This is a genomic window from Streptomyces sp. NPDC092370 (genome assembly GCF_044755265.1).
Taxonomy (GTDB): domain Bacteria; phylum Actinomycetota; class Actinomycetes; order Streptomycetales; family Streptomycetaceae; genus Streptomyces.
Window position 1 is genome coordinate 39,288 of sequence record NZ_JBIVQO010000007.1, and the last position, 14,094, is coordinate 53,381.

Below are 14,094 nucleotides of genomic sequence, written 5' to 3' on the forward strand. Positions count from 1 at the left end.
TGAGGTTATGAAGGTTCGCATTCTTGAGAGCGGTTCGGGGCTTCTCGATGGGGCGCCGTTTCCGGCTGTAGGCGAAGAGGTCGAGCTTCCTTCGGGGCTTGCCGTTTCGCTGATCAATGACAAGCGCGCGGAAGTCGTGGCCGAGAAGGCCGCTGAGACGCGCGAGACGGCCGCTGCGGCGGCCCCCGAGAAGCGCGGCCCCGGTAGGCCGCGCAAGACCGCGTAAGGGGGCACTGTGCGGTTTCTGAGCGGTAGGGGCGTCAAGCTGACGCACACCTTCCTTGACGACGAATCGCCCCTGGTCGTCCCTGCCGTGTCAGTGACCGTGCGGGATGCCTCGGGCGCGACCGTTTACACGGGCGACGCGACCAGCTCGGGCGACGAGTGGGCGGCCACCTTCCCCGCCGTGCCCGAGGGCGTTTACACGGTGTCCTGGCAGGCCGGCCAGACGGCCACGGACACGACCGGCTTCGAGGTGGTCGGGGGCTACCTGTTCACCCTGCCCGAGGCCCGCGGATCGGACATGGACCTAGCGGACTCGGCACGGTTCCCCACGGCCGAGCTGAAGCACTACCGCGACGTGGTCACGGATGAGTTCGAGACGATCACGACCCGGTCGTTCGTGCCGCGTACGGCACGCGTCGAGGTCGAGGCGGACGGGACTTCGAGCCTGTATCTGGGCCACTTCGACGTGACCGCCCTGAAGGGCGTAGACGGCCCTTCAGGGGCCGAGGACATGACCGGCTGGACCGTTGACCCCTCGGGCTTCGTGAAGGCTCCCTTCGAGCTTCGAGAGGGCGACCGGTACACGGTCACCTTCCGGTACGGCTTCGGCCAGGTGCCCGAGGACGTGAAGCGCGCGGGCTTGCTGCGGCTTCGATCCGTCCTCACTGCTGAGCGGTCCGGCATTCCGGATCGAGCAACGGCCTTCGTGGCCGCCGAGGGCGGAAACTTCACGCTCGCTACTGCGGGCCGGAACGGTTGGGAAACCGGGATTCCCGAAGTCGACGCGGTTCTGAAGCGCTACCAGTTCAGCATTTTCTACGACGTGTTCGGGGTGGCCCGGTGAGTACGCATGCCTTCGAGGCGAAGGCCGCCCTTCGCGACATGATCAAGGGCCTTCCGGCCCTGGCCGGCTATCAAGTCACCTGGGGCTTCCCGTCCCGAAGCCCTGAACGCCGTTGGGTGTTCGTGGGCGAAGTGCAGTGGCCCGATTCGCAATGGGTCACCAATCGAAGCCGTGAAGAGGTCTTCGAGATCAGCGTCATTGTGAACTGTCAGCTCTCCGGAGCGACTTCGGAAGAGGTCGAGGGGGAGCTTCAGCGCATGGCCGCAGGGATCGAGGACGGCATGAAGGCCGCCCCGAATCTCGGCATTCAGTCCGTCGTCACGTCGGACTTCATTCCTAAGAAGCTCTCTAGCTTCCCGTCCGATCAGGTCTATGAAGGACAGTTCGAGGCGGTTGTTCGCGTGAAGGCGAGGCTGTAGTGCAGACCGTTGCTTACAACGGGCCTTATTCGGCGGTAGAGGTTCCCTCGCTGGGTCTTACCGCCGTGAAGGGCGACCCGATCGAGGTTGCCGACGATATCGCCCAGGCGCTTCTTCGCCAGGGTTGGCAGGAGATCAAGGCGAAGAGGGAGACGGCTAAGTAATGGCCACGGTTCACGATTCTTACTTTGGTGCGGCGGACGAGTCCACCTACGGCACCGCCGTTGTGACCACGAAGTTCTTCGAGTTCACCGACGAAGGCATTGAAGGCAAGTACGAGCGAATCGACAGTGAGGCGATTCGCGCCGGAACCCGCGTCCTTCGAAGCGACCGCTTCGCGCCGAACGCGAAGGGGGCCGAGGGTGACGTGAAGATGGAAGTGCTTTCCGGGGGCTTCGACTTCTGGCTGAAGCACATGATGGGCGGGCTTGTTGCTGGTGCTCCCTCGGGCGGGTTCACCACGTACACGGCGACCCTGGGCGACCTGAACGGGAAGAGCTTCACGGCTCAGGTTGGCCGAGTGGACAACACCGGCGCAAAGATCCCCTTCACCTACCAGGGTGGAAAGGTCAAGGAATGGGAGCTGGCTAACGCCGTTGACGAGCTTCTGAACCTCACTGTGACTTGCGACTTCGCTAAGGAAACCATCGGGGCCGGCTCAGGGGCTTACGCTGTGGCGACCCCGGCTTACGTGGCGAATACGAAGCTGTTCAGCTTCGGCGGCGGCACGGTCACCGTGGGCGGTTCGGCCTTCGATATCGGCGACTTCTCCCTGAAGGCGTCCAACGGCCTGAAGGATGACCGGTACTTCATCCGGAACAACGGCATGAAGTCTGAGCCGCTGGAGTCCGAGCTTCGTAAGTACGAGTGGAGCATCAAGGGCGAGTTCAGCGGTACGGCTCAGGCGAACCGGGTTGCTGCGGCTATCGCGAGTGGGGCCGTGGCCAACATAACGGTTCTTTGGGATGGGCCGGACGGTTCTCAGTTCAAGGTCGAGATGCCCTTTGCGCGGTTCGATGAAGGGCCGGTCACTGTGGGCGGCCTCGAAGTGGTCGAGCATGACCTTTCCGGTATCGCCATGACGGACGGTACCGCTTCACCGGTAACGATCACCTACAAGGCGATCAGCTAAGGGCTCTCTCTTTTTGCCCTGAAACTGTCATTTGGAATGGGGGGCTGGGCTATGCCCGTTAACGGCTATGCCGCGAACATCGAGGGTCTAGCCCAGTTTTCCCGCGCTCTCGCGAGGATCGGCGCTGACGGCCTTCGCGATGAAGTGAAACAGGCAAACTTCGAGGTCGCCGACAAGCTCACGGATGCGGCCAAAACAAAGGCCGCCGGACTTACCCGGCAACAGAGAGCCGCTGCGGAATCTCTGAGGGCGACGAAAACGCAAAACTACGCGGCCGTTCGCCTCGGTTCCGCTCGAAAGCCATACGCCCTCGGTGCCGAGTTCGGCGCGACTAGGCGCACTGGCACGGGCCGTATTGCCCGAGGCTTCCGCCCCTGGCGAGGAAACGCCTTTTCGGGTTGGTCCGGCGGACCGGGCTACTTCCTTCACCCGGCCATCCGGGAAGAGGGGCCTGAGCTTATCGAAGAGTACATGCGTCGCATTGACGAAATCACCCAGGAGGCTTTCCCAGAATGAGCACCAACCGCGAGACTGTCGCCCTTCGTATCGACCCCGACGTTCTGACGATCGGTGACCTTGAGGACTTCGAGGACGTTGTGGGCGCTCCGCTCTATGAGGTTCTTCAGCCGAAGCCGGTTATCGGTTCGGACGGCAAGAAGGTGCTTGACGAGAAGGGCCGCCCCGAGCTTGAGACGAAGATTCCGACGAAGGCCCTGAAGGCGCTCATCTGGATTACGCAGCGAATCGAGAAGCCGGACTTTTCCCTTGAGGACGCGCGGAACGTGAAGGTCAGCGCTCTTGAGCTGGTCGGCGTGGACGGCCAGGGAAACGAGGGCGAGCAGAACGCCTGAAAGAGCGGGCGGCGTTCTGCCATTTCTACCGCATGACTCCCGGCGAAGTTCGGCGCATGCGTGCGGCCGAGTATCGCGCTTTCTGCGAATACATGATCGAGTACAACGCTAGTCGGGAGTCTTACTAATGGCGGATCAGAGAACGCTTCGCGTTGTCATCGTCGGTAATGCCTCCCAGGCCGAGGCGGCTCTTCGCGGCCTCGGAGACGAAGCCGAAGATTTGGAGCGTCAGACGGGACGGTTCTCCGGTGCTCTCGCGGGCATGGGGGGCCGTCTCGCTGCCTTCGGGGCCACGGTGGCGGCCGGCATCGGCATTGGTGCTGGTGCAGTCGGTGTTATGGCCTTCAAGGCCGCTGCGGATGCGGAATCCATGCAGGTCGCTTTCGAGACCCTGACCGGTTCCGCAGCGAACGCGAAGAAGCACATGCAAGACCTGGCCGATTTCGCGGCCAGGACGCCGTTCGAGCTGAAGGGCCTTCAGCAAGCGAGCGTGAAGCTTCAGGGTGTCGGCGTTTCAGCGAAGGACGTTATCCCGCACTTGACAGCCTGGGGTAACGCGGCCTCGGCCATGGGCGTTCGCGGCGCGTCTTTTGACAACGTTCTGACCGCCCTTTCTCAGGCCATCGGCAACGGCCGCTTCTCCCTCGAAGACTTTAACCAGATGGCCGACAACGGCCTTTCTGTTTGGAAGTCCCTTGAGGAAGCGACGGGTAAGAGTTCTGCCGAGCTTCGCGAGATGGCTTCCGCCGGAAAGCTTGCCACGGATGACGTTCTGCCCCTGCTCGAAGGAGTCTTCAACTCCAAGTGGGGCGACGCGATGGATAAGCAGTCGAAGACCGCTAACGGTCAGCTTGCGGCCCTGAGCGACGCGTGGGATCACCTTCTCATCAAGATAGGCACTCCGCTTCTCCCGTACGGGAAGAAGGCGATCAGCGGCCTTTCTACGCTCGTCTCGGGCGTCGGTAAGTACATCGGGCCGGTCGGTGCCAAGTTCAAGGAAATGGGTTCGTCCCTGAAGGGCGCGTTCACCGGTTCCGGCGGAGTGTTTAAACCGCTCATTGACGAAGCTAACAAGCTGGCACCGTACTTCGGCAAGGCGAAGGCCGCGGTTGCCCCCGTGCTTTCTCAGGTGGGGGAGCTGGTCAGAACTCAGATTCTCCCCGCCTTCCGGGAAATGTACACGGCTGTTGCTCCGTTGCTCGGGAAGATAGCCCAGGTAATGCTAGGAACGGTCGTCCCTGCCGTGGCCGGCCTCTGGCAAACGCTAATGCCGCACCTGAACGCCCTCATGGGGTTCGTTCGAGGGACGCTCATTCCGATGTTCTCGGAGATGTACGCGAAGGCGGCCCCCGTAATTCAGCAGCTCGGGAACACGATCAAGACGGTTCTTCAGGGCGTAGGGGTGGCGATCAACGTCCTGGCCCCGATCTTCGCGCTTCTCTGGAAGTTCATAGGCCCGGTCGTGATCACGACCCTGAAGGGGCTTTGGGACGGAATCCTTGGCGTCATCAGTGGCGCGCTCAGCGTGATTCAGGGCGTCGTGAATGTCTTCATCGGCATCTTCACGGGCAACTGGTCGAGGGCCTGGAATGGCGTCAAGCAGATCTTCTCTGGCATCTGGAACTTCATTGTCGGAATCTTCAAGGTCTGGATTTATGGAAGCATCGTCGGAATCCTTCGTGGTGGCGTCGCTAAGATCCTGAGCCTTTGGCGTTCAGGGTGGAACGCCGTAAAGGGCGCGTTCTCGGGTGTCGTGAACTTCATCAAGGGCGGGGTTTCCGGTTGGGTTTCCGGAATCAAGTCAGTGATCTCGGGCGGGGTCAACTTCATCAAGCAGGTTTGGTCTCTCGGGTGGAACGGGATCAAGACGACGATCTCGACTAACGCGAAGGGCGTCCTTCAGATTGCGAAGGAGATCCCCGGCAAGATCAAGGGCTTCTTCACGTCCCTGCCCGGCATGCTGAAGGAGATTGGCCGGAACATCATTCAAGGTCTGGTCAACGGCATTAAGGGCTCCCTCGGTGCCGTCATGTCTGCCGCGAAGGGGATTGTCGACCAGATCCCCGGCCCCATCAAAAAGGCTCTCGGCATTCATTCACCTTCCCGTGTCATGGCCCAGATTGGTAAGTGGATCACCGAAGGTCTCGTTAAGGGAATGCTCGGGGGCACGAAGAAGGTTGCCTCTACTTCGAAGAAGCTGCATGACCTTGTGACGAAGGCTTTCAAGTCCGGGAAGATCTCGAAGGGGAAGGCGAAGGGCCTTCACAACTACATCAGCGCTCAGAACAAGAAGCTGACGAAGCTTTCGAAGGAACGCGAGAAGATCTCGAAGGCTCTCAGTTCCGCTAACAAGAAGTTGGCTGGACTGAAGGCCGCTAAGGCCGAGATGGCTTCTCAGGTCTCTTCGAAGGCCAGGGATTACGGCTCTTTCATGGGTGCGCTCGACACGTCCGAGTATGGCGACAACTCGGCTAGCGCGATCCTCGCGCGACTGAAGGGCAAGCTGAAGGGGATCACCGATTTCCGGAAGAACCTTCAGACTCTCGCGAAGCGTGGCATAGGCCGAGGCATCATCAATCAGATTGCCCAGGCCGGCCCGGAAGAGGGCGGCCAGATGGCCCAAGCTCTTCTGAACGCTGGTGGCGGTCAGATCAAGGAATTGAACTCGACCTACAACGCCATTAACAGCGAGTCGAGCAAGCTCGGAAACTTCGTGGCCGGTGACTACTACAACGCTGGCATCTTTGCGATGACGGGGCTTGCGAAGGGCCTGAAGGCCAAAGAGAGCGCTCTGACCAAGCAAATCGAAAATTTGGCGAAGAGCATGGTCAAGACCCTGAAGAAGAAGCTCGGGATCAAGTCTCCTAGCCGTGTCTTCATGGGCCTGGGCGGGTTCACTGCGGCCGGTTTCACGAACGGTATCCGCAACGGCCAGGGCGACGTTCAGAAGGCTGTCGACGAGATGGCGGGCACTCGCCCGACCGGTCGGCTTGCTAACAGGTCTATAGCCCGCGCAATGGCCCTTCAGGGAGCCTCGGGCGGCCAGGCCGCCCCGGTGGTTCACGTCACCGTTCAGGGCAACGTGACGGCCGAGAAGGCTCTAGCTAAGAGCATTGCCACCACCATTCGAGACGAGATCGTTCGCAGCGGAAAGCGCAACGGGGGAAGGACGGGACTCTAAGCATGGCTTCAATCCCGAAGGTCACCGTCGAAGTCGCCTTTGACGGTGGCCCCTTCTCCTCCTCGTATTCGTGGACCGACATCAGCGATTACGTCGAGGGGTTTCAGGTTCGGCGCGGCCGGAACAATGAGCTTGACCGGATCGAGGCGGGAACGCTTTCCCTGAAGCTCGACAACAGCGATGGGCGTTTCACGCCCGGTAAGCAGAAGTCAGGGGGGAACATCCTCTCTGGCTTCTCGGGTCAATACATCTGGGACCTGAACGGCCGTGCGAACAACACGGTTATGTCTACGATCAATGTGGGTGCGGTCGACGACGACCAGAAGCCACGGATCATGTCCCGGACCGTTTACACGTCCGGGGCGCCGGTGTCCTGCTACTTCGCGGTGAAGTGGCTCGACGCGGGCGGGAATACCCTCCGATGGGTGCAGGGCACGCGCTTCGTCGCGGACAGCTCTCCGGCCGTTTACACGCACGAAGAGGCCCCACCCGCAGGAACGGCTACGGCGGTCCTGTACATCTACGCGGACACGTACCCGGAAGGGAACGCGGGCCTCACCGCGTACGGGGAGAAGGCCGAGTGGTTCAAGACTCAGCCGTATTACCCGAACGTCGTTCCTCGGCGAAGGGTTCGGGTTCGTACCGCGAACCTCACCCCGAAGGACGTGTCTACGGGTGGCGACGTAACGCACTCCTCGGCGATGTTCTCGACTTCGCACAGTGCCGGAACTAGCAACTCTTGGGCGGAGGTTCCGAAGAGCGGCGCGGGCTCGATCCGCGTTGACCTGGGGAACAACGGCACCGCGGATTTCGCCTCCTCGATCCGGTGCGGCTACACGGACGGCGCGAAGGCGTACGGGTGCGCGAAGGCCGTTCCGGGCCAGGCGTACAGCACGCGCGTTCAGGTTCGCCTCGGGGCGTCTTCCCCTGCCGTGTCTGTGAAGCTCCTCGTTCGCTGGTACGACTCGGCCGGCAACCTCATCACGACCAGCTCTAGCAGTGCCGCTGTAGCCCTTCAGAACGGCGTATGGGTGCCTGTCTCCCTGACGGGCGTGGTCGCCCCTGTCGGGACCGTGTGGGCTGGTGTGTCGATCGGTACGACGGGCGGCGACGGTGGCGGTACCGGGTACCTGTTCATTGACGAGATCCAGCTAGAGCAAGGGTCCACCCTTTCGGAGTGGAGTCCTGGCGGCTCGATCTTCCACGGGTACATAGAGAAGTGGCCCGTTGCAGTCGACGGCCTTACGGCCTCGGTCGACGTCTCGGCCGTGGACGGCTTCTCTGTCCTCGGCAACACCGATCTTCGGTCGGCCATGCAAGCCGAGATCCTTCGGGCCGAACCTGTCGGTTACTGGCCCCTGGGCGATCCGGTCGGCTCGACCAGACTTGAGAACCTGGCGAACGACCAGCAACCGGCGAAGCTTGTTGCTTCGAAGTACGGGCCTGGCACTCCGCTTCTCGGCGCTGAATCCATCGTGGCCAGGGATGCGACCACCTGTTACAGCCTGGCGAACGTGTCGAGCAATCAGGGCACGGTCGTTGATATCTGCGAAGGCGGAACGAGAACCTTCCCCCTGGGAACGGATTTCACGGTTGGCTTCTGGACTAATCCGACTCGCCCGAGTGCAGGTAACTGGGTAACTCTGTTTCACAGTTGGGCAGACACCGGTCACGAATTGCTGAAGATCCGAATGGACAGTAACGGCTACCTCGGAGTCACGACGACTTACACCGAAGGCACCGTTACTAGCTTCGTTTCTGGCTCCCCCCTGGCTTCGGGCGTGTCGCACTTCATCATGGTTCACATTCAGCAGGGCCTTACCCGGCTTTACTACGATGGGGATTTCCGCGACTCGGACACCGGTCCGACTCCGACGAACAAGGATATCCGCGACCTTCGATGGGCGTCCTTCGGCGGTCGGCAGGCCGGTTCGATCTATAACGAATACTCGAACGGCCGGCACGGCCACCTGTTCATCATGGATCGTCGTATGTCCTGGCAGGAACAGCGGGATATCTGGAATCTCGGCCAGGGCACGGCTTTGACCGAGAACGAGAACGCGCGTATCGCGCGTATCGCGGACATGGCGAAGTATCAGGGCGAGACGGCTCTAGACGCTGGTCTCAGCGCTCTTCTAGAGCCTGACTGGAGTACGGGCGCGAGCGCGCTTGATGAGCTTCAGGGGGCCGCTCAGGACGCTTCCGGGTATCTCTTCATGGATGGAGACGGAAGGCTTACGTATCACAACCGGGCACGGCGTCAAGCGGCGGCGGTCCGGTTCACGCTGGGCGATAGCGTCGGGCTTCCTTGGGAGCCTGGCCTTCAGTTCGAGATGGACGAAGACCGCATTATCAATGAGGTCACGTACAAGCGCCGGAACGGTACTGAAGGCGTCCTGAAGGATCAGGCGTCCATTGCTGCCTACGGCCGCAAGTCGGCCAGTATCGAGCTAGGGGTTACTTCGGATCAAGCGATTCAGGATGCGGCCTATACGCGGCTGAATACCTACGCTCAGCCTATGGTTCGGTGCGATTCGGTGACGCTGAAGGCTTCGGCTACTCCGGGCCTGTTCATCGTCGCCCTGGGCGTCGAGATCGGCGACCGAATCACGCTTACCGATCTGCCTACGGCGGCCCCGGATTCGGAACTTGACTTCTATGTCGAGGCGATCGACACCGACGTTTCCGTGAACGGGTCAACCCTCGAATGGGTCACGACTCTTTCCTTGTCGCCGGCCGATGGCTCCGACGTTTGGATTCTCGAAGATTCCACGCTGGGCAGGCTCGACCGTACGGCAGTCCTGGCCTACTGATCAGCACGTTTACACGCCCTGGGGGCGGCCTGCCTGGCCGCCCCTTTGGTGTGTCTTCCCCCTTTGGAGTCTGGCCGCTATGGCTACCGTTCCCGCTACTCAAAGCTTCCTCGCGGGCGAGAAGGTCACGGCAGCGAAGCTGATTGCTGCCGCTAAAACCCCGATCGACTTTCTGATGAACCCGCCGCGTGTAAACGCATTCCTCGCTACTGGCGTGGTCCTTCCTACGGCCACACCGACGCTTATCGCCTTCGATAACGAAGCCTGGGATACGGATTCGATGCACTCGACCACGACTAGCCCGAGTCGCATCACGATCAATACCACCGGTCAATATCTGGTGACGTTCTATGCCCGCTTTCCGAGCAACGCGACCGGATATCGACAGTTGAACCTTCGCCTCAATTCGACCGGTAACGCGGGCCTCGGCGGCACTCTGAGCACTATCAGCGCTGCGGCCGTTAGCGGCGATTCGACGTTCGTTACGCGAACCTTCGAACTCACCTGCAACGCTGGCGACCATTACGAACTGTTCGCTCAGCAGAACAGCGGCTCTTCGCTGACTCTCCAGACTGGCCAACGTGTGACCGGAATGGAATTCCGTTGGCTCGGTATCTCCTGATGACCTGAAAGACAGTCCCTTGGATCTCCTCGGTATCGCCGGTTGGGTCTTCGGTGCTCTCGCTTCCCTCGGTGCCCTCGGTGCCGCTTACGTCCGTGTGCGGTCGGATGCGGATAACGCTACGGCCGAGATTTGGAAGGGCGAGGCAGAAGCGCAGAAGGCCCGAGCTGATCGGCTCGAAGCACAACTTGACGAACTTAGCGGCCGTGTCGCTCGACTCGAAGCCGAGAACCGGCACCTTTCCGAGCTTGTCACCGGACAGGCCGCAATTGCCGATCTGAAGTCTCTCGTCCTGGCCCAGCACCAGGAACTTACTTCCCTTATTCGAACCGCCCCGGAAGGAAACTGACAATGGATTTCGTACAGGCTAAGTGGTACGGCCCTGGCCGGACCGTCCCCATTCGCGTGATCGTCATTCACGACATGGAGGCCCCCGAGGGGCCTATGACTGCCGAGAACGTCGCGCATTGGTTCGCCACCATGTCCGCTAGCTCGAAGGCTTCGGCGCATGTGTGCGTGGACAACAACAGCGCCGTTCGCTGCGTCGCCGATGGTGACCGGGCCTGGCATGCACCGGGCGCGAACTCTGACGGCCTGGGCATCGAGCTTGCCGGTTACGCGCGCCAGTCTCGGGCCGAATGGCTCGACCAGTACTCGAAGGGCGTGCTGGAGAACGCGGCTAAGGTCGTGGCCGGCTGGTGCCGGAAGCACAACATCCCGGCCCGGAAGCTCACCGTGTCCGAGCTGAAGGCCGGTAAGCGCGGGATCGTCGGTCACCGTGACGTGTCTGCCGCGTACGGCCAGACCAACCACACCGACCCTGGCCCCAACTTCCCCTGGGACTACTTCCTTTCGCGGGTGAACGCGCACCTGAACCCGAAGCCTTCGGCCCCGGCCCCTGCTCCGAAGCCGGCCCCGAAGCCGAAGCCGAAGCCTTCGAAGTACGTCCCTCCGGCCTTCCCGAAGGGCCTTCGGCCCAACAGCTCGAAGCCCTCGGCGAAGAGCCTTCAGCGTGCCCTGAAGGCCGCTGGATTCATGAACAAGAGCGTTCCCGAGTCGGACAACTACGGCCCGAAGACTCAGGAAGGCGTGGGGCTCTTCCATCGGAAGTTCCCGCAGTACGCGGCCCAGGGCTCGACCTGGGACGTAGCTATCGGCCCCAAGGGTTGGGCCGCTCTCTTCAACCGTGCCTATGGCAAGTAAGGATCATCTGTGAACTTCCTCAAGACTCACCCGGCCCGCGTGTACGCCCTCGGCGTGGCCGTCCTCGGCCTAGTGGCCGCCCTGGGCGTCCATGTACCCGAAGGCCAGGTTCTCGGCGTCCTGGCGGCCGTTCTCGGCCTTCTCGGCGGTGAAGCCGTTCAGCGCGTCGAGGACGCGAAGACCCGTGACGCTCTCCTGTCTCCGTCGCCCGGTCATGTCGACCTGGCGGACGAAGGCTAGAAGCTGACGGAACGTCAGTAACGCTCGAGCGCGAAGAACCCCCGGCACCCTCTTGGGTGTCGGGGGCTTTCGTCGTTCTACAGGCCGTTTACACGGCCTCTAAACGGCCGCGGGCTTCACCTGTTGCGCCCGGTCGTACAGCTCGGCGGCCCCGTGGTGCCGAAGGTGGGGCCGGATGAGTCGGCGCATGTTGGCCATGCGTTCGTCAGCTCGGCCCGAGTGAACAAGGGGGTAGTCGTCGAGGGCGGCATGCCAGGTCTTCACGGCCTCTTCGAGGTGCCCCACCTGAAGCTGACGTTCAGCGAGAAGGGCGCGCATGCGCACGTTCCCCCGGCGGTACACAGAGAACCGAACCCGGTTGCTCTCTTCAAGGGCTTCGATCGAGCCGTGAACGTCGCCCAGCTCATAACGCACTTGCGCTATGTGGTAGTTGAGTGCGGCGGGATCGTAGGAACCGAGGGGCTTCCCTCGGCTCTCGGCCCGATCCATAGCGGCTTCGGCTTCCCGGATGTACCGAAGGGCGGCCGTCCGGTCGCCTTCCTGCGCTGCGGCGTGCGCCTGTTGCCCGGTGAGGAAGGCCAGCATGCGCGGGCCGGCCTTCGGCGAAGCGGCGGCGGCGGCCTCGGCCAGGCGCAACGCGTCGGCGCCGTGGCCCAGGTCGACGGCCTGAACGCTCATCCCTCGAAGCGTGGTGCAGTACGTCAGGTGATCCTCGGCGGCCCCCGCTAGTTCGAGGGCCTTCAGGTAGTAGCTCTGCGCCAGGCCGTGAAGCCCTTCGTCTACGGCCATGTACCCGGTGAGGTAGCAGAGATCAGAAGCGGCGGACATCATCGCTCGCCGTACGTCCTCGGGGGCATCGGCCCGAAGGTACGGCGCAACCGTGTTGACCAGGAAGGTAGCGGCCATGGGCCGCGCGGTGCGGCCCCCGAACTGGTCGTCAAGCTCGGACACCCTCTCGGTCATCTGAACAACCATGTCGACTTCGGCCATGCCGTACCGAAGCCCCTTGCCCTTCTTCACGGCCTCGGCCCGTCCGATCACGTCCGGCCATCCGGGGATCGTGAGCGCAACGGAGTACAGCCCTGCCCCGAGGACGCTTCGGCGGGAAGGGTCCATATCGGCCCGCCCGAGGTCTACTAGCCCTTCTACCGTGCCGGGGGCGGACGGGTGCCCCTTCGGGGCCGGTAGGCCGGCCTCGGCGTAGGTGACCTGGCGGCCGAGGCGACGGGACAGAGCTTCGAGGATGAGCGGCCGTACCTTCTCGCGCGGCGTGGTGCCCTTCAGCCACTTACTGACGTTGCTCTTGTCGGCCCGGACGGCAAGCCCGGCTTCGTCACCGGCCCGATTGACGGCGGTGGCCAACTGTCCAAGGGACCAATCCGCTTCGGTGAGAAGGCGGTTCAGCCCTTCGTTCGGCTGTTGCTCGGCCACGGGAACCCCCGAACTTTCCACGCTTTCCACTCTCGCTGACACCCCAACGGTACCGCCGCGGGCTACGGCGCGGTTGCGTAGAGCGACAACGTCAGCGAGAGGACAGACCATGCCTGGGGAACAGGTGGTGAGCGTGACGAAGGAACCTGCGGCCAGCATTGACGGCCCGCCGATCGACGTAGAGACGATCTCGGAAACGGTCGATGCGGCCCTGTCTATGCAGCTCAGCACGTCGACTCGCGAAGCGATCGACAGCAGAACGGCGCTTGTCGTCGGTCATCTGAACTTGCTCCTGGCCGAAGACATGTGGGAGGGCGACGAAGAGGCTACGGGCCTCTTCCAGCAGGCTTACAGGTTCCTCAACCTGTCCGCTCGGCCCGGCAAGGGGACTCCCGTCTTCGAGGCGTTCACCTTCATGAGGGAGTCGGCGACGCTCACCGGGGCGCTTGCCTCCATCTACGCGAAGAAGAAGGGGCTCGACCTTCCGTGACTGTCCGTGCCGTCTACCGATTCGTGGACTTCAAGACGACGAAGGACCCGATCGGGGAAGACCTTTGGGCCGCCGTGTGCGTGTCTGGCGACGAGAAGGAGTGTGGGGCCAGGTCGAAGGAGGTCGGCAGCGAAGAAGACGCTAACGACTGGATGGCCGAACACGCTTCCGAGACTGGTCACGAACGCTTCAGGCGCGTCTTCAGTGACTACGCGATCGTGAGGCGGAAGGCCCCGTGATGCGCCGGCCGTTAGTCCCCGGCTGGTGCTTCCTCTGTCGACGCGGTGAGCGGCTGGTGGTGTGGATAGGCCCGCTTCAGCACGACGGCCAGACGGCCCCGATCTACGCGTGTGAGGAGTGTTGCGAGTTCGCCCGGCACTACATAGCCCAGTACCAACAGCAGTGGGACGCGCGTCCGGCCAGCTGACCTAGGAAGGGAAGTCGTGGATTCAGTAGCGGACGCGTACGCCTCGGGCGTCCCTATGGCGTACCTGATCCTTCGCCCACCGGCTGACACGGTGGCGTGCGTGCAGTGCCACACCCTGAAGGAACGGGCGGACCGTTTCCTGAGCGACGAAGCTTCGTCGGCGTGGGAAGGTCTCGCTGTGCTTCGCGACATGCGGGCACACCGGAAGCTCGGCCA

At 62.4% G+C, this 14,094-nt stretch carries 15 protein-coding genes; 13 read left to right on the top strand and 2 right to left on the bottom strand.

Annotated elements, in window-relative coordinates; translation table 11 throughout:
* The first annotated feature begins 7 nt into the window (after positions 1-7).
* The 12 genes from ACIQHQ_RS21485 to ACIQHQ_RS21540 all read left to right on the top strand — a co-directional run bounded on the left by ACIQHQ_RS21485 (position 8) and on the right by ACIQHQ_RS21540 (position 11,290).
* Positions 8-226 (top strand): hypothetical protein, encoded by a 219-nt coding sequence (locus ACIQHQ_RS21485; RefSeq protein WP_402613573.1) that lies wholly within the window; start codon positions 8-10, stop codon positions 224-226.
* A 201-nt stretch (positions 227-427) separates the two neighbouring features.
* Entirely contained in the window at positions 428-1,069 is a 642-nt protein-coding gene (locus ACIQHQ_RS21490) for a hypothetical protein (protein ID WP_402613575.1), read from the top strand.
* Positions 1,066-1,488, top strand: a complete 423-nt coding sequence (locus ACIQHQ_RS21495; protein WP_402613577.1) for a hypothetical protein — start codon at positions 1,066-1,068, stop codon at positions 1,486-1,488. Before ACIQHQ_RS21490 ends, ACIQHQ_RS21495 begins: the two co-directional genes overlap by 4 nt.
* Positions 1,488-1,652: a hypothetical protein gene (locus tag ACIQHQ_RS21500; RefSeq protein WP_402613579.1), complete on the top strand. Its 165-nt coding sequence runs from the start codon at positions 1,488-1,490 to the stop codon at positions 1,650-1,652. Before ACIQHQ_RS21495 ends, ACIQHQ_RS21500 begins: the two co-directional genes overlap by 1 nt.
* Complete coding sequence (locus ACIQHQ_RS21505; protein ID WP_402613581.1) at positions 1,652-2,620, top strand: phage tail tube protein; 969 nt, start codon at positions 1,652-1,654, stop codon at positions 2,618-2,620. The genes ACIQHQ_RS21500 and ACIQHQ_RS21505 overlap by 1 nt, the downstream gene beginning before the upstream one ends.
* Before the next feature lie 51 nt (positions 2,621-2,671).
* On the top strand, positions 2,672-3,136 hold the full coding sequence (locus tag ACIQHQ_RS21510) for a hypothetical protein (protein ID WP_402613583.1): 465 nt from the start codon (positions 2,672-2,674) through the stop codon (positions 3,134-3,136).
* Positions 3,133-3,471, top strand: coding sequence for a hypothetical protein (locus ACIQHQ_RS21515; protein ID WP_402613585.1), 339 nt, complete (start codon positions 3,133-3,135; stop codon positions 3,469-3,471). The genes ACIQHQ_RS21510 and ACIQHQ_RS21515 overlap by 4 nt, the downstream gene beginning before the upstream one ends.
* Positions 3,472-3,598: 127 nt before the next feature.
* Positions 3,599-6,652: a tape measure protein gene (locus ACIQHQ_RS21520; protein ID WP_402613587.1), complete on the top strand. Its 3,054-nt coding sequence runs from the start codon at positions 3,599-3,601 to the stop codon at positions 6,650-6,652.
* 2 nt (positions 6,653-6,654) lie between these two features.
* The gene (locus ACIQHQ_RS21525; RefSeq protein ID WP_402613589.1) at positions 6,655-9,465 is read left to right on the top strand and encodes a LamG-like jellyroll fold domain-containing protein; all 2,811 of its coding nucleotides are present in this window, start codon (positions 6,655-6,657) and stop codon (positions 9,463-9,465) included.
* Positions 9,466-9,544: 79 nt separating this feature from the next.
* Entirely contained in the window at positions 9,545-10,087 is a 543-nt protein-coding gene (locus ACIQHQ_RS21530; RefSeq protein ID WP_402613591.1) for a hypothetical protein, read from the top strand.
* A 19-nt stretch (positions 10,088-10,106) separates the two neighbouring features.
* Positions 10,107-10,436, top strand: a complete 330-nt coding sequence (locus ACIQHQ_RS21535) for a hypothetical protein (protein ID WP_402613593.1) — start codon at positions 10,107-10,109, stop codon at positions 10,434-10,436.
* 2 nt (positions 10,437-10,438) lie between these two features.
* Positions 10,439-11,290 carry an N-acetylmuramoyl-L-alanine amidase gene (locus tag ACIQHQ_RS21540; protein WP_402613595.1) on the top strand — a complete coding sequence of 284 codons (852 nt, stop codon included), beginning with the start codon at positions 10,439-10,441 and terminating at the stop codon, positions 11,288-11,290.
* A 69-nt stretch (positions 11,291-11,359) separates the two neighbouring features.
* Here the strand turns inward: ACIQHQ_RS21540 and ACIQHQ_RS21545 are convergent, their stop codons facing one another.
* On the bottom strand, positions 11,360-11,506 hold the full coding sequence (locus tag ACIQHQ_RS21545; RefSeq protein WP_402613597.1) for a hypothetical protein: 147 nt from the start codon (positions 11,504-11,506) through the stop codon (positions 11,360-11,362).
* Positions 11,507-11,629: 123 nt separating this feature from the next.
* Positions 11,630-12,961: a tetratricopeptide repeat protein gene (locus ACIQHQ_RS21550; RefSeq protein ID WP_402613599.1), complete on the bottom strand. Its 1,332-nt coding sequence runs from the start codon at positions 12,959-12,961 to the stop codon at positions 11,630-11,632.
* A gap of 127 nt (positions 12,962-13,088) precedes the next feature.
* Between ACIQHQ_RS21550 and ACIQHQ_RS21555 the strand changes: the two genes are divergently transcribed.
* A complete protein-coding gene (locus ACIQHQ_RS21555) occupies positions 13,089-13,451 on the top strand; it encodes a hypothetical protein (protein ID WP_402613601.1) in 363 nt (120 codons plus the stop codon).
* The last annotated feature ends 643 nt before the right edge of the window (positions 13,452-14,094 follow it).